At 47.1% G+C, this 16,875-nt stretch carries 12 protein-coding genes; 2 read left to right on the top strand and 10 right to left on the bottom strand.

The window, feature by feature from the left end; genetic code table 11:
* Window position 1: 1 nt before the first annotated feature.
* The 10 genes from QEN31_RS20380 to QEN31_RS20335 form a co-directional block, all read right to left on the bottom strand.
* A complete protein-coding gene (locus QEN31_RS20380) occupies window positions 2-823 on the bottom strand; it encodes a DUF4435 domain-containing protein (protein ID WP_010989100.1) in 822 nt (273 codons plus the stop codon).
* Complete coding sequence (locus tag QEN31_RS20375) at window positions 801-1,892, bottom strand: ATP-binding protein (RefSeq protein ID WP_001526178.1); 1,092 nt, start codon at window positions 1,890-1,892, stop codon at window positions 801-803. The genes QEN31_RS20380 and QEN31_RS20375 overlap by 23 nt, the downstream gene beginning before the upstream one ends.
* Window positions 1,892-5,569 (bottom strand): BREX-1 system adenine-specific DNA-methyltransferase PglX, encoded by a 3,678-nt coding sequence (gene pglX, locus QEN31_RS20370; RefSeq protein ID WP_001095591.1) that lies wholly within the window; start codon window positions 5,567-5,569, stop codon window positions 1,892-1,894. The genes QEN31_RS20375 and pglX overlap by 1 nt, the downstream gene beginning before the upstream one ends.
* A gap of 45 nt (window positions 5,570-5,614) precedes the next feature.
* A complete protein-coding gene (gene brxC, locus QEN31_RS20365) occupies window positions 5,615-9,256 on the bottom strand; it encodes a BREX system P-loop protein BrxC (RefSeq protein WP_001019652.1) in 3,642 nt (1,213 codons plus the stop codon).
* 11 nt (window positions 9,257-9,267) lie between these two features.
* Window positions 9,268-9,870 (bottom strand): BREX-1 system protein BrxB, encoded by a 603-nt coding sequence (brxB, locus tag QEN31_RS20360; RefSeq protein WP_000566905.1) that lies wholly within the window; start codon window positions 9,868-9,870, stop codon window positions 9,268-9,270.
* Window positions 9,867-10,469: a BREX-1 system protein BrxA gene (gene brxA / locus QEN31_RS20355; RefSeq protein WP_001740084.1), complete on the bottom strand. Its 603-nt coding sequence runs from the start codon at window positions 10,467-10,469 to the stop codon at window positions 9,867-9,869. Before brxA ends, brxB begins: the two co-directional genes overlap by 4 nt.
* A gap of 192 nt (window positions 10,470-10,661) precedes the next feature.
* Entirely contained in the window at window positions 10,662-10,976 is a 315-nt protein-coding gene (locus QEN31_RS20350) for a hypothetical protein (protein WP_099949727.1), read from the bottom strand.
* Window positions 10,977-11,294: 318 nt separating this feature from the next.
* The gene (locus QEN31_RS20345) at window positions 11,295-12,011 is read right to left on the bottom strand and encodes a YebC/PmpR family DNA-binding transcriptional regulator (RefSeq protein ID WP_000532937.1); all 717 of its coding nucleotides are present in this window, start codon (window positions 12,009-12,011) and stop codon (window positions 11,295-11,297) included.
* 559 nt (window positions 12,012-12,570) lie between these two features.
* Entirely contained in the window at window positions 12,571-14,202 is a 1,632-nt protein-coding gene (locus QEN31_RS20340) for a class I SAM-dependent methyltransferase (RefSeq protein ID WP_000979786.1), read from the bottom strand.
* Between the two features lie 4 nt (window positions 14,203-14,206).
* Window positions 14,207-14,464: a YjhX family toxin gene (locus tag QEN31_RS20335; protein WP_001054380.1), complete on the bottom strand. Its 258-nt coding sequence runs from the start codon at window positions 14,462-14,464 to the stop codon at window positions 14,207-14,209.
* A 488-nt stretch (window positions 14,465-14,952) separates the two neighbouring features.
* Here QEN31_RS20335 and QEN31_RS20330 point away from each other — a divergent pair, with 488 nt between their 5' ends.
* Complete coding sequence (locus tag QEN31_RS20330; RefSeq protein ID WP_000864857.1) at window positions 14,953-15,561, top strand: DUF1062 domain-containing protein; 609 nt, start codon at window positions 14,953-14,955, stop codon at window positions 15,559-15,561.
* Between the two features lie 251 nt (window positions 15,562-15,812).
* On the top strand, window positions 15,813-16,808 hold the full coding sequence (locus QEN31_RS20325; protein ID WP_099949726.1) for a hypothetical protein: 996 nt from the start codon (window positions 15,813-15,815) through the stop codon (window positions 16,806-16,808).
* Window positions 16,809-16,875 lie beyond the last annotated feature (67 nt).

Here is a 16,875-nt window from a genome sequence, read left to right as displayed (position 1 = left end):
GTCACAATCCCATTTCATTCCAGATAAAAGTTAAATCGTCAGGTACGGGTAACGTGCGGAACAGATCTTTTTGACGTTGTTCACGAGCCCGCTGACCCAAAAGCTGGGTTAGCAAGGGGTCAATTGCCTGTTCGAAAAACATTTTACCATGAAAGCACTGTGTTAATTGCGTCGTTGGGGAGCGTGCGGCGATGTTAGTTTTTTGCGTTTGTATCTGGGCTAACAAGACATCGGGATCCAGATGCTGGCTCCACTGCCGTAAGCATTGTTCAACTTCAGCATCATTCTGTGCTGTATTAAGATCATGAAACGCAGTATTAAAACCGGCAGCGCGCAGCCGTTCCCAAAGAGGATGGATAACATTCCAAAGTGCGGCATGGTTCCGCCATTGAGGTAAAACATCATGAACGGCCTGGATAAATGCCTGTATGCCGCCATTGATCGCCTGCTGATGTTTTGGCTGAAACACCAGCCAAAGTTCTTCCGGCGCGATCAGATAACTTTCAATACAAAAACGCGGAAGAACCAGTAGATTAGCTAGATTTCGACGCTTTTCAGCGATCTGCACGTCAGTCCATGCGTCACGATCAACCACGCCCAGCCAGTTGGCTTCAAGGGCTAACGCCTCAAGCACATTTTTCTTAGAACCTGCTGGTGCAAGGATCCAATCTTGTTCCCATGCCGGAAATTTTCTGCTGAGGAAATTCTGGAAAGCCGTGACATCATCTGTACCTTCAACCAGCAGTACCCGTCTGCCGGTTGTGGCCACTTTTTGTTCTTTAATGTCCCGAATAATTTGCTTAACGCTGGCCATTTTCCGCATCCTTGCCATCGGTTAAATCAATCCGCAATCCCATGTTGTCATAACGTTGCCAGATATCCGTTGCGTGTGAAGTCATCACAAGCTGACCATTTTTCCTGGCAACGATGTTCTCAATGGATGCCAGCAACGGCGATATCAGGGACGGATGCAGATGCAGATCCGGCTCATCAATGAGTACAACACCGCCGGGCTGTAGCCAGCGTTGTACCGTAAACAGCATAATCAGCACCTGATGTTCGCCGGAGCTAAGCGCATCTAACGAATGATCATTCCCTGAATCCAGTAGGACACGTTGCCGCTGTCCTGGATGAATTTCAGCTTCGATACGTTTACCGCTGAAGAACTGGTTTAGCGTGGCGATCATTTCAGGATATTCACCGGGCATGGTTGCCTTCATATTGAAGAGCGACGATTCAAGCTGACCTTTCCAGTTATCGTTCACTTCATAGGTTGCCAGCCAGGCTTGAGTTGAATCATCCGGGGACAGGCTGCCGATATCTTTTTGCGGGCGAACCCAGCGGCGCGCTTCGGCATCCAGGTAAACCAGATTAGGCATATCAACACTTGGTCCCTTCAGTACAAGCCGTTGATACTGGCTACTCCAGTGACTCCACCAGTTCTTATAGGGAAGAAAAAAGTGTTCCGATGACGTAAAAACGGTCGTCTCTGGCGTTGTTCCCTTTGTTCTGCTTACCGTTTCCCCGAGCCAGTAGACCTGTGGGTATTTCTCTTTTAGTTGTACTAAAAATGCCTCTGAGCCAAGAAATAGCCCTATTTGGTCCTCCGATTTTGGCGAAAAGGAATCGAGAATCATCGCGCAGCTGGCATCCCAGCGATAGAACCAGGTATAAGATTCATCTTTGATATTCAGGCGCGTACCCGTGCCCAGCCAATGCCCAAAGGCGCGCCATAATAAGGAAATGGCTCGTAACAGCGTCGATTTACCGCAGCCGTTTGGCCCGGTAATCAGGACATTGGATTCTATCTCGCCTGACCAGTCGTTTTCAAAACGAATTTCACCGTCGGGCAGCGGTCCGACGGATTGCGTATAAATCGCCGCTATTTTCATTAAATAATCTCCGGTGCATTGCCGGTAATGGCTTTCACATCCGCCAGCAGATCGCCAAACTTACCGTAGTTAACCTTAACGCCGTCGTCGAGATCAATACTGATTCTCATATCAGCATAGTGGCGCAGGCGATCGTCGAAGCTGCGCAGTTCGTTGAATTTTTTGCTCAGGCTATCACGCTCACGTTTCAGACGGGTGGCTTCGCCGCCTGAGGCTCCATCGACCTGTTCGTTCAGGCGATCGATATTGGCCTGATAGCGCGCCAGCAGCGGCACTACATATTCGGTACGCATTCTCGCCAGCGTCGCATCGTTGTAGCGATGCAGATAGACCAGGCACTCAAACGCTTTCTCTTTACCGGAGCTGAACAGCCAGTATATCGGACGCTTTTTATACATCTTCATATGATCTTTCCAGAACTGAGTGGAAAGATAGCGGCGGATGGTATCCAGCGCAGATTCGCCTTTTTTTGGTTTTATCGCGTATAAACAGAGGCTTTCGGCGATAAATTCGAGATTTTCCTGCAAGTGTTCTTCGCCCCAAACGGTGCGAACAAACTCTTTGACGCGAGAGGTAACGTCATCGTCAAACCACTCGTCATCCATCAGCGGCAGGATACCGTCATTGTCAGCCGGGAAGGTTTTGTACGCGTCTTCAGCGACCAGTTCGGCAAAGCCTTTATTGCCTTCATGGGCATAGACCAGTCCTTCGCGATCGAGGGAGTAGCGGCCCATCATGCAGCCGATGATGTAGCTTAAGATATCTATAGTGATATCAGTGTAATACTTATTGGTTAGATCGGTATGATCTTGAATATTTTTATATCGATAGTTTGGATTACATAGTAGAGTTATTTCACTTTGCAATACAGCTTTAATTATAGTTTTGTCAAGTTGTAATTTATCTATAAAAATATTATTTATAGTATTTTCTATTAGGAGAAGTGTTTCGACTAACTTGATATTTGTATTGATTTTTTGTTTGTAGATATTCCGTAGCAATTGAGTTGAATTGTGTTCAAGCAATGGTGAACAAACATAATCCCATGATTGCTCTTGAGAGTCCCAGTCATTTTTAGCTATTTCAATAGCATTGGTGACTAATTCGATAATTTCATCTTCAATTTCTGGATATGGTACTGAGGCTAATTCACCACTAGTAAAGCTAAGTGTGGGGGCTAGTATTGATAAATAATGGTTTACAACCGGAGTGCACATTAATCCCGCAGCGTAAAGCAACTCATTTTTGTTATTTGAAAAGCCGCAACGGCCTGTATCATCAAAAACAAACCCTTTTGGACGATATCTCACGCAAAAATTACCTTGGCTTATTTTTGACCATGTTATGCCTTCTCTAAAGTAATACTCATCATTTCTTACGGCAGAGCGAGTTTTGCCATTCTCAAATTTAAAATTTCGTATTTCGTAACCATTATTTTCCCAATTTACAACTATTTCGTTATTACCATACCACTTTCGATATTCACCTCCACTACTACAAGGAAACCATTTGATATTATGAATGTCGATTTTTGTATTTGATTCTTTATTTGTGATAAGGGTTTTTTTTATTGAAACCTCGTACCAATATCTTTGAAATTTAATATTGTCACCGGTGGACATGCCTGCTTTTAATGCTATTTTTTCTCCAAGTTTTTTATGGTGGCGAAAAGATAATAGACTCGGTAAGTCTATCCAATATGCTATTGGCATTCCTGGTATGTTTTTAAAATCATGCTGTGTAAATTTATCAAATATATTTTTCCTTAGAAGTAGATCGCTTTTCTTTACTTCTTCCCTACCATCTATAAGTCTAAAAAATACAGGTTGGTAACGTTCGGAGTGTTGGTTTTTAATCACCCAGGCAGTTGTCTGTACAACCTCTCCAGAAATTTGCCCAAAAGCCCGAGCTCCCAAATGTGCCATCGTAATAAATGTTTTATTGTCCAATAACCAGTTACGTAGTGCTTCATAACTTGACAAAAACATCCATGATTGCATATTGACTTGAGCATTAAACCCATTTTCTTTAAGCAAAGAAAATGCATTCTGCATAAACATTGCAAACAAATCAGCTTTACTATCCGGGAAGTTATTTTTGGCAAACTCTTTCAGCTCACTATTCATTCCCTTGCCACCCATATACGGCGGATTCGCCACTACCGCATCATACCGCTGCGCCAGGATCCACGCCTGCTGAATATACGGAATAAACGCTTTCGCCGCTGCCTTCTGCTGGAAATCGCCTTCCTGCTCCATGCGATATAGCGCTTCGAGAAACGCCTTCAGTTCCGCCTCTTCTTCCTGTGGCACCTGGATCAGCGAGCCCAGCGTTTTGGCGTTCACAAAGCGCTTCAGCGTGCGCATCAGCAGCTGATATTCTGCGCTGTCGGTATGGGCTAATGCTGTATTTTCGGCAAACATATCCCCCATGCTACCAGTCTGGTTCTGCTGGTGGAAGTTCAGCTGCTGCCACAGCTTAGCAATATCCAGATGCAGGCTCTCCTGCAGGGAGACAATATTCAGACGCACGTCGCGGGTGAATATCCGGCGGTCATCCTGACGGGCCATCATTAATAAGGCAAAGCCGGAAAGCTGGGCAGCACGGTCGTCAATGTCGAGACCAAAAATATTATTTTCCAGAATTAGCTGTGGAATATCGCGGGCGCGATAGCCGCGCTCTTCATAGATATTTTTCAGCACATTATAGACTTCAATCAGAATATGCCCGGAGCCGCAGGCCGGGTCGAGTACTTTGATGCTTTCCGGTTCAATACTGGCAGGTGTAATGGCGGCCAGCTGCGCCTGCACTTCTGGCGTCTGTTCGGCTGGCTCAATGTAGTAGTCCATTTTGCCTTTCAGCGGCGAATCCGGGTAGGTCTGCAACCACTGGCGGCCGACGGAGTTCTGTACCAGATACTGCACAATCCAGTTTGGGGTAAACAGCTGGGTGGCGGCAGGAATATCTTCGCTCTTCACCACCTTACCGATAACCGCATCTTTTTTCTCAGAGATATAGAACTGATACAGCCAGCCGATAACCTCAACTTCTTGCCAGTCTTCTTCCGGAATACCGTCCACCAGACCGCGTAGAATGGAGTCGGTGCGGGTCAGGTTATCCGGCAGCAGTAGTTCAGCTTCATCGTCCACAGCTTCAAACAGGAACGGCATCGCGCGGTGCAGGGCGTGGCACTGGGCCAGCAGCAGTTCACGGTAGATGGCTTCGTCCTGGTTGCCGGAAAGCTTCATCTCGACCAGCTGCGCCTTTTTCTCTGGTAGTAATGCTTCCGCGACTTCCGGTACGTGGTCCAGCACTTCAAAGCCTGTCGGGTTATCCGGGTGCGAGAGCATGTGGAAGCCGTGGTCAAGATAACCGTGGATTTCCATATAACGAATGGCGCACAGGCGGTTGAACCAGGTGTAGGCACAGTGCTCAACCAGCACGTCAAAGCCCTGCTCGCGGGCGCGTTTTACCAGACGATCGCGGCGGGTGAGGGTGGATTTGGGGTAGTCGAACTGACCATAGCGCATGGTTTCGCCGACGAGCTCGGCATCCGCAATTTGCAGATTGCCTTTTTTATCAGCGGAAATCCCCAGCGTGGTTAGCTTTTGGATCACCGCATCGCGGAACTGGTTACGGGCCTGTGGAGCGTATTTTTTGATGTTATTGGTATTCATAGAAAATCCTGCAAAGGGCAGCAGAGCGCTGCCCTGAAATGGGGGTTACTGAAGACGAATCCGGTCACCTGCCTCAATAGCTGCCAGCAGCGAAGTACGAAGCGTATCCAGCGCTTTTTCCACCTGTTCGGCGGTTTCCAGCACTTCGCCACCGGTGGCTTTGCGCATCTCGCTGGCGACATTCACCAGATGCGTTTTTTTCGGTACCGGTTGGATAACGGGTTTCTCTACCACAACATAAGTCTGTTGTGACTCGGCCGCGCGTTTAGCTTCATTCGCTGCTCGTAACTGGGCTTCCTGCTTTTTACGCAGCTCGTCGATCCACTGGTTAATCTTCTTCTCGGCATCCGTTTGCAGTGCCATTGTTTCTTGCTGTTCCGCCAGAATTTCCGGAATTGACTGGCTGACCTCGGCACGTTTTCTGGCTTTTTGCATCGGCAGCAGAACGCTGTTTTGCAGCTCTGACGTGGCATGCGCTTCCTGCAAGCGTTGACGGCTTTCCTCAATGCGGGCGTCAATGCGTTCAAGGGCGTGCTGGCGGTGCTGTTCCACTAACTGATGATTGACGTTCTGGACCTGTTCAATCAGTGGTGTGATGCGATTGAGATGCTTATAAGGTTCCGGCATCTGCCAGATGTTTTCCAGCTCGCCCAGTGCTTTTACCGCCACGGCGTCTTTTTCCAGCGCGCTGCGGTTGGATTTAAAGCTGCCGTTCAGCGCCGCGCCTAGTTTTTGCCAGGTAGCAAACTGCTTGCGGTAGAAATCGACCAAATTTTCACGATCTTCACTGAAATCCAGAAGCTCATTGACCTGGCTGGTGACCTTCTCAATCAGGGCAAAATCTTCTTTTTCACTCAGAATGGAATTCAGCAGGCGCAGGCCTGACTCAATCTCATCTTTACCTGGATTGTTTCCACCTTCCGCTTTCGCTTTGAAGACATTCAGCTCTTGCTTCCAGTCATTGAAGACCTGGCGGATATGTTCAACCAGGGCCGGTTCTTCACGTTCGCTAAACGGCTGTTGGGCAATTTCCGCCATAGTTTGTGCGGCCTTACGAATTTGCGATTCGTCGTGACGGCGAATTTTGTGCAGACGCAGCTCGCTGTGGCGACGGCTGTTATTAAACAGCTCCCACACCTGCTTACGCTCGATATTGTTATTCTGCTGGCTGAAGCTGAATTTGCCTTTGCGCGCCAGACGGGCAACCAGCAGCTTCACTTCTTCTTCCGGCCATCCATAAGGACGGCGGGCAAAGTGGTTCAGAATATCGCGTAAATAAACCGGCTTATTGAACTCGATATTCATGCTGACCCAGGTTTCTACTTCGCGCATCGCGTCGGGGTTGGATTCCTCCAGTTCGCCCAGATCCAGCTCCGCATCATTCTCCACCGTGAGTAGTGCATGGATTTCACGTGCGATATCACCGTTGAACGGGCGCAGCATTTTCAGCTTGGCAAACGTGTTTTCAATCACATAGCGGCAAGCTTCATCCACGATGCTGGATGGCGTCGAAGATTTCTTCGGTAAGCGCTCGCCAATCGCCCAGACGTCAGCTTCGGCAATAAGCGACTCCAGCTGAACGCGGAGCATTTTCTCGCGAACGCTGTTCTCACGGGCTTTTTCTGAAAGCAGACTGGCTTGTTCCGGTCGCTGACCTGCGTTGTCCCTGAGGAATTTTTCCGTTTGGACGACCAAATCAATATCGGTCCAGGTCCGGGCATCGGCAGGTAAACGAATTAAAATGCAGCCGTCTCCCTCAGAGGTGTATGGGCGGCATGCCGCGTCGTTGTCATAGAAATCATAGGTCGGATCTTTTGGCGTGAGGATCTTTACCACCAGATCGTTAAGCATTGCGCCGTCTAACGGGTGCCCGTTCAGGAAGCGGCTGATATCAAAGTCCTGCTTATTTGCCGGATAGCGATACTTCCGGTTTTTCAGAATGTCATCAAAGATGATCGAGGCCAGTTTCTTGTTGATCGCGGAGAAGTCGACTTCGACGTTACGGATCTCGTTCTCGATCTCTTTTTCTTCGTTGGTCAGAAACACGTATTTGTCTTCAACACGTGCAATCAACATTTCTCGTTCCAGCTTATTCAGGCTTTTTTCAACGCGACGGCGTAGTTCGACTTTATCGGTATCGATTTTGTCTATCGAAAGGGTAACCAGGTTATCTAATGTACTTTTCAGCACATCGACGTAGCGGATCAGGAACAGTGTTTTCAGTAAGTTGCCATCGAACTCATCAAGAATGCCATTCTGGCAGGCCTGAGTGATGGTGCGGCTGACGGCCGGCTCCAGGAAGCTTTCAATCGCGGCATAAAAACGCCAGAAGGGAACCAGAGAATCCAGACCCTGCGGGGAGATCTGCTGTGCCGCAGTCTGGAAGGCTTCTAACTGTGAGCGTTCACCCATGGCTAACTGTTTACCGGCGGCACCTTTGGTCCGGATAGACTCAAAAACCTTCTGCAGAATCTGGTAGTGCCACGGGACAAACGGGTAGTTATCAATAAATTCTTCTTCGCTGGTGTAGGGGCGCAAAGAAGCGGTGGTTGTGGGATCAAAAGCAAGCTGGTTACGTAGAATGTCGCCTTTTTCCTGCCAGACTTTCGCCAGCGCGGGTTTTGCGGCATCGGTTTTCACCAGCAAACGTTTTTGGATAACTTCGGAGGTGTTGGAGCTTGAAAGCTGCAAACGGGTAGAGAAACGGCCTTGAATTTTAGAGAAATCTTGTCCGTCACGGCTGCTCATCCCACCAATGGCCGCATTAATATCCGCCTGGGAAGTAACAATAACCCATGCGCGTCCACCACAGATAACACCCAGATTTTCAGTGATAGTCTGCAGCTTCAACATCATCTGCGTATTTTTACCGATGAACTGGCCGACTTCATCCACCATGAAGAGGATATTTTTGCCGTTTTCATCCAGCCACTCTTTGACCCACTGGCAAAAATTATTGATATCTAATGGGAAATTCTTATCCAGCTGTTCCACCCATTGACGCGAAGCGTCAACGCTTTGACCGGTGGCCTGGCTTAGGGCTTCTGCCATTTCATCGCTGATGAAATAGTAGGAATCGCGCTCTTTTTCCCAGCTTGAGTCAGTGATAGTGGCGAATGCGGTCTTAAACGCGTCGTATTGGCCGCGTTTAGCCAGCTCACGCTCCAGATGGGCGATGTGCGGAAAATCAGCACAGTAGCCAACCCGTTCGTTAAATACCTTCAGGAAGACTTTAAGGATGGCGTCTTCTTTGTCATCGACGTTAGCACGAGAATCAATATTGAACAGAATCACTTCCGTCGGATGATGGACCGCTTTGTTGATATCAGCGAGGAACAGAGCATCTTTGATTTTGTCTTCAAAGAAGGAGTAAGCATGACGTTCTGTACCGTTATGGCTGACTTTGCGGTTAGACAACAGATACGACAGAATCTTGATAAAGTGTGATTTACCTGAGCCAAAGAACCCTGACACCCATACGCCAATTTTGTTTTCCATGCGTATGCGATCCGGACCGGTTGCCGGAACATAAGATTCAAAGAAGTGGCGAAGATGCCCTTCCAGTTCCCGGGTGATGACGTATTCATCAAGCTCAATCCAGGCACTGGCATCGTCCGTCTGTTCGGCTTTCACAACGCCATTAATATTTCGGTCCAGACGTTTCTCAAAGATCTGTTCAATATTCATTGCTGTGCTCTTTAACGAGGATTCAATGTCGCCGCAGGCCCGCTTTCGGGTACCAGCCTGAAGGCGCGATAATAATTTCGGGAATCAATGCCCGCCAATGGGGAGAGATCGTGTCCGCTATAGGTTCCCGGATAAAACATCAGCAGGGGGGTAAAACCCATCACGTCCTGCAAGGCGCTCATCAGCTCATGGCCACGAACCAGCGGCCAGGCGTTACCCATTCCTGTCAGAATGACAAACTCTTGATTCTGAAGATCGACTTTTTTTGCTATGTAATCCGCGATCTTTTTCTGATTCAATAAGCCAACGAGTTGTTTTTTCAGCGCTTCGGTACCGACTTTCACTTCCTGCTGACAGACGCGGTCAAATAACCCACGTTCAGTGAGCATGTCGACGATGATCTGAAAGATGTTGAGGTGCGCGAACTTGTGGTCCTTTTCCAGATTACGCAACAGATACTTCAGGTGTTCACGCACCTGCAGCTCATTCTGAGCAGGATAATCAAAAATCCAGAACCCAATCTCATTACCGGAGCCGTTGTTTTTGAGAAAGCGCTCTTCGCTAATGCGGCTCTGAACCTGTGACAGGCGGTATTCAAGCACGGGATCGATCACCGTTGTCCCTCCAGAATAGAAACTAATTCTTGTTGTCCAAGGCGCTGCAAGGTCGCCTGAGTTTCTGGTAAAAGAAAGACCGACTGGAGATTACGCCGACGAGGTGTATCCAGATAACCAGCTTCAGCCAGTGCTTTGATCAAGTTGTTACCCATTTTTTTGATGGATGAATCTGAGTAACTGGTGAGTACGGGCTGCTGACGAAGATGGTTAGCCACAAACTCATCCCAGCTATCCATAGGGAGCTTTTCTTTAAATTGTCTGCACAGGTCGTTCACCACTTCAGCCAGGAAGTCTTTAACAACCGGTGAATGGAGGATCAGAGCGACGAACAGCAATTGCTGACGCTCGCGCTCGCTCCCTTCAGCAATAAGCGACCACGCCACTTTATCAAGCGTATTCAGGCGTAGTTTTATCGTTGTAGCATAGCGCTTCGCCGTATTGGCAGAGGAAGCCTGGAGAATGTTATGACCCACGATCTGCTCTTGCCAGGTTTGTTCATTGGGAGCGGTAAGCATGAGCTCAGCGATGATTCGACTTTCCCTGCTCATCAGCGGCCCGCCTAGCAGGTCTCCAATCCATGCCTTGTCGTTTTTCATCGTCATATCTACCCTCTGAAGACTGCTATGCAGCTCGCAAAAAAACAAACGATGATTGTAATGGGGGAAGGGGCGGGATGCCATGAGAAAAGGCAATTTGTGAGATGAAAGCCATTACGGAGACCGGTATTTATCCATCCCTTTGAAAAAATGATTTTTACAGTTTGTTCATTGAGTTACTGATTTGACAGATTATTCGGGACGGTAAGTCATATAAATCTTTTGTACTTCGGGGTCATCCAGGCTTTCATAAGAGATGTTCTTTTTATCTAAACCATCCAGCCCCTTGATCCCGCCAATAATAGCCAGCCAGGCACTCCGGTCTGTGATGCTCACAACGAATGGTTCCAGGTAACGATCAAGGTGCTTTTTGGATGGTTCTCCGATTTCGTCGCTGAGTGCCTTCAAATAGTAGGTAATCGGCCACGGTTCTCGCACTATGGTCTGTAGCGCGCTGGTGGAGTCACACCTGTAGTCAAGTGACGCGTAGAGCGCCAGATGAACCATTACGAGCGCAAGCAGAATTTATAAGGGCGGTGCCTTAAAGAGCACAGGGAGATTGTAAGTAGCCCGATATTGCTGGCTTTTGCTTAGCTTGCTGACGGGATTCGTCGTATGAAACATGAAAATTACCTCATGTTTTATATAAGGATTCGACACTATATCAAAACCGGTAACTCTCAATCTTTCAAAGCTATGTGTCAGATCAGGTCGTGATAAGACACATAAATTTAAAGATCTATATATCTGGCCAGATAGACTTTTTTATAACAGCTTTATAAATTAAACAAATCTGCCATAGAGACAGATTTGTTTAATTTATAATTAGAGGTTTGCAACGTTATGATATACTTTTTGCACATCATCATCATCTTCAAGGGCATCAACAAGTCCTTCAAAGATTTCTAAATCTTCTGGTGAAAGTTCAACTTCTGATTGAGCAATCATTTCTAATTCTGTTGTTGAAAATTCAGAAATTCCAGCTGCTTTTAGCGCTGCGATTCCTTTATGCAGGTCTGTAGCTTCAGTATAAATAACGATGTTTCCTTCTTCTTCGGTTACATCACGAACATCAACTTCAGCATCAAGCAAAATTTCAAAAATATGGTCAGGGTCTGTTCCTTTAAATACAATCACTCCAGTATTGTCAAACATATAGCTGACAGCACCTGCCGCTCCGATATTCCCGCCTTTTTTATTAAAAATTGTGCGGATATTAGCAATCGTACGGTTAACATTAGACGTCAACGTTTCAGCGATAACCATTGAACCATTGGGTCCAAAGCCTTCATAACGCCCTTGCACGAACGTTTCATCTCCGCCACCTTTGGCTTTATCAATAGCTTTATCAATAACATGTTTTGGAACCTGTGCTTGTTTCGCACGTTCAATAACGAATTTTAAAGCTGAGTTTGATTCCGGGTCTGGTTCACCTTGTTTAGCAGCAGCATAGATTTCTACACCAAATTTTGCATATACTTTAGACGTTGCACCGTCTTTAGCTGTTTTCTTAGCAACAATATTTGCCCATTTACGTCCCACTGGAAACATCTCCTCAAAAAATTATTTACATTAATGGCAGGTTAATAACCTGCATGTTTTTCTGCCGTATTATATCATAATATATAAATTCTCGTCTATGAGAAATAAAAACATCCAGCTTTTACGGGGGGTTACTTTGATTTTAACAATGGCTAATATGGTGGGTAAGCCATTTTTTAATTTTCTTCTGGTTCTTTTTTTATTTTTAATAATTGAATTGCAGCAATAACGTCTTATTGATGGTGGTGTCGCTCATCAGGTGAGGTGGAACGCTTGCACGTCTTGCGACATATTGTGGCAGAAACTTAATGGCGAAATTAAGAGCCTATCCCATTAGGGCTATTTTACTTGCCATTTTGGACCTGGGCAGTGCTCAAAATCCTCACGTACTACGTGTACGCTCCGGTTTTTGTGCGCTGTCCGTGTCCAAACTGGCTGCGCCAATAACGCCTGGTGGGATAGTCTCTAAGGCGATATATTCCCGCCTTGAGCCGTGTTAATTTGTTGGATACTTTTAAATGGAGGTATACCTCTTGTAGGCTATACCTCCTGCTTCACGTTATCGCGCGATTAACGCAAATACGCCCCAGCCAAAGTATTCTCGCGTCCAGGTGACGTGACGTTTGGGGGCTACCGTCAGTTCTGTTCGAACCTCTTGCGCAAACTCATCGTCAGGGTTTTCCTCCAGCCAGCGGCGCATGGTCATCCACTTCGCGGCTTCATATCTGTCCCAGCCTTGCGGGTCCGCCAGCACCATTTCCACTACGTCATAGCCGAGTTGGTCAAAAAAGGCGACCAGCTCGGGCAGGGGACGGAAATCGGCGACGGATGAGACGCCACAGGCGTGGGCGATCTCTTCCGTTGCGGGGATCCGACGCCAGTACGGTTCACCGATGAGAATGATCCCGCCAGGTTTGAGGCTTTTGGCCAGCAGATCTATTGTCCCCGCGACACCGCCCGCAATCCAGGTAGCGCCTACGCAGGCCGCCACGTCATATTTTTCCTCATCAATATAACCGGCCGCGTCGTTATGAATAAAATGTACATATTCACTGACGCCGAGCTCTTCTGCACGTTGTTTTGCCTGTGTGGTGAAGAGCGGGCTTATGTCAATGCCAGTACCTGTAACACCGTAATCGCGAGCCCAGGTGCAGAGCATCTCACCCGAACCGCTACCGAGATCGAGAATCCGCATGCCTGGTTTCATGCGTAACGCATGGCCCAGCGTGGCGTACTTTTCCGCTGTAAACGGATTATGGATACGGTGTTCGCTTTCGCTAATGGTAAAAATACGTGGGATATCCATTGGGTTATTCCTTTTACTGAGGGCAATACCCTCAGAAGTGGATACTTTTTCAACCAGCAGCGCAAACAGCTTGCCTGCAAAAGTCTCGCCGACCGGCCAGGTGTGACTGTCCGGGCGCTGCAACACAGTGAAGCCAGCATCACCAAGCAGGCTGATATATTCATCATCGCGCCAGGCCTTCATTTGACTGCCGAAACGGGTGGTACAGCCGTTTTCCGCTATCGCCCAGAACTGCGTTGAGCTGGTTTGGGCCTCTTCATCCCAGGCATTTTCCGTTAACAGCAGATGAGGCTCGGCAAGAAACAGGCCGTGCGGACAACGCTGCCAGCCTGGCTGCGCCATGCCCTGGCGTTTAACTTCATCGAAGGTATGCACTTCAACAAGCAGTTTGCCATCGGGTTTCAACCACTGAGCGCAATGACTGATGAGGCTTTGCGCATCAGCAGCGCTAAAGACATTCAGTTCCCCAAACGTCATCATAATGAAATCAAAAGGTTCCGTGGGGTGGTATGTACGAATATCCTGCTGAATGTAGTCAATATTCAGGTTTGCGGCTTGCGCCTGCTGGCGAGCCCATGTGATGGATGCCGGAGAGAAATCTACGCCTGTGCAGTGAAACCCACGCTCCGCTAACAGGCGGGTATAAAAACCGGGGCCACAGCCGAGATCCAGAATGCGGGCGCCAGCGGGTAACTGACGGGTAATCCATGTTACCTGTTGCTCAATCACGGTTAGCCGGCGGCTGGCCCAGTCGTGGTCCTGCGACAGATGATTTTCCAGCATGCGTTGGCTGAAGGCTGGCTCGTCCCAGGGGATTTTGCCTTCATCGGGTAATAGCCGAATGCGATGCGTTGCAAAAATAACGGCGCTGATATCCATCATCATCTCCTTAGCGATTGTCAGGCTGGGCGCGAACGTTGTTCAGCCCGGTTGTATTAATGCGGTAGGGCTGACCGTTAACGGATTTGATCAGCTTTTTGGTTTTGAGTTTTTTGAATACAGCGAGCGTGCAATCGGCGAGCAACAGCCCTTCGCGGCTATAGCACTCAACGGCGGTGACGCGGCCTGACGCATCGCGGATGTGCGTAATGCGTCCGCCTTTGGCGAGAACGTGTAAGGTACGTTGTTCCTGACGGGATAAATTCATACTGAAGAACCTGTTTAATCATCATAGGCTAAACGTGCAAACACACTGCGGTGTCCGCATTCGATTTCGGCGCATTGATAATCAGTCCGGCCTGAAAAGGTCGGGTAACTGATTATCAGATGATGACATTCTCCAGCATCAAAGCCTCGGGTTGAGTTGAAAGGTATTTACGTCGTGAATGATAACACCTGATTTCTGTAAGTGAATAACCGGGAGTGAAAAGTGTGATCTCAAAGGGAGGCTCATGACGTTTAGCGTATCAGATGAATAGCTCCCGCAATTACCATAATGAATATTGATTAAACTCATATACCCGATAATGACCGCTTTGATAGTCTCGGCGTATCTTTTTAGCCATTGACAGGGTTGTTGCGTTGGAAATCTTTTTTTAACCAACTGAAAAATATCACTTAAATATTTTTCATACATAAACATTTATGGTCCGCTGAGTTCGGATCCGGTTTTGTATGGGTTAAAAAAGGTACGTTATGAAAGTCATATGGACTGTCACTCCTGTGGGGTATCAGCGCATAGCGAAACGTTGCCCTTCATGTAGCGTAAAACGGGACTTCACGCCTTCTGGGGCATTTCGGGTTAATTCGCAAAAGAAGGTACTCGATGTCTGGAGTATCTATAAATGCACACACTGCGATTACACCTGGAATATCTCCCTGTTCTCACGCCTACCAGTCAGCAAAATTAACCGCGATCTTTATTGCCGGCTGATGGCGAATGATGCTGCCACGGTGCAATATTTTGCTTATGACAACGCGATCCTGAAGCGAAACAATGCTGAATTATCGGGGCAGCCTGATTTTCACATTCAGGAACGGTGGCTGGTCAGTATCGCCTCCCACAAGCAGGTCAGTGTTAGCGTCAGGATTTCCCGTTCTTTTCAGGTCAGCCTGCTGTCGATTTTGAAGAAGCAACTCCTGCTAAGCGCAGCCGAAATCAAGAGACGGATTGAAACAGGGCAAATAAGTGGCGTCACGATGAAAATGCTTAAATCGCGAAAACTGAAGAATGCGAAATATGATTTGCAGCTCTCAGTTGAAACACTGTATGACCGGCGAAGGATTGTTCTGACCTGTCGATAAAAATAATAAGCTCACCTTACGTTTAAGTGTGCTGGTATGGCAACGACGCAACGGAATGAAAGAAGGATTAAGGGACAGGTGAGCTTTAGTTGAATAACGCTTGTCTGTGGCATTCAGTGAAGGCTGAATGCCATGGATAATCCAGATTTTCGCACCAGTGATGATATTGTATGGATTCTTTGCGCAAGCCAGCAGAATGACAAAGGGCGATGGGTTACAATTATCTGTAGAGTAAACAAAAGGAATATAATGTGGCGCTATACAATATCTCTGAGAAAATACTGACTACCCTTGAAAAAACATCTTTCACCATCGAAAGGCTGCAGGAACGCTATGATCTTCAGGAGGCTATCAAGAAGAATATTGATATTGTCGCGCCGGGCTGCCTTGTCATATCCGAAGAATTCTCTGATTGGGAGGATAGTCGGCGGAGGATTGATTTATTAGCGATTGACAAGCAGGCCAATTTGGTTGTCATTGAACTGAAACGTGATGAAATCGGCGCGCATATGGAACTGCAGGCGCTAAGGTATGCGGCAATGATTTCAACGATGAGTTTTGCGAAAGCATGCGAATATTATCAGGCATATCTTTGGAAGCATGGGATCGATGAGAATGCAAAAGAGAAGTTACTGGATTTTGTGGAGTTAGAAGAAAACGAACTCGCTGATTTTGGTAAAGATATTCGCATCGTTCTGGCATCAGCGGATTTCAGTAAAGAATTAACGACAACCGCAATATGGCTAAGAGATAAAGGTGTCGATATTCGCTGTGTTCGCTTAACGCCTTACAACTTTAAGGGTGAAGTGCTGATTAATGCTGAACAAATAATACCAGTCCCTGAACTGGAAGAATATCCGGTCAGATTCAGAGAGAAACGCACGGAACAAATTATTAGCAGTCAAAAGTCGGAGAGGGATTATTCCTTATATAAATATAAAGGAAAAACCTTCAATAAACGGAAGCTTGCACTTGAACTTTTCACTGACTGGATTAATAAACATAATCCTGCGAATATAGATGATCTCAAGAATAAATTGAGTGAAGACTTACAGAAAAGAACAGTAGCACTGGTTGAGCAGATCCCTGAAAAAAGGAAAAACAGATATCATATGCAGGAAGATGCGTTGATTGAGTTGCCGTCCGGTGAGCGTATTGCTATATCGAATCAATGGGGGTTAGGGACTATAGAACTGCTTATTGATTTTGTTCGTCAGGATAATTTTGTAGTTGAAAAAGTGGGTTGACAGGAAGTAATAATAAAATAGATCCCATTCATTAATGGGATCTCACGTTTCATCCGATACGAAGACC

Origin of the sequence: Salmonella sp. SA15303, assembly GCF_029962125.1 — a bacterium.
GTDB lineage: Bacteria > Pseudomonadota > Gammaproteobacteria > Enterobacterales > Enterobacteriaceae > Salmonella > Salmonella enterica.
This window is presented reverse-complemented; position numbering and strand designations above follow the sequence as displayed.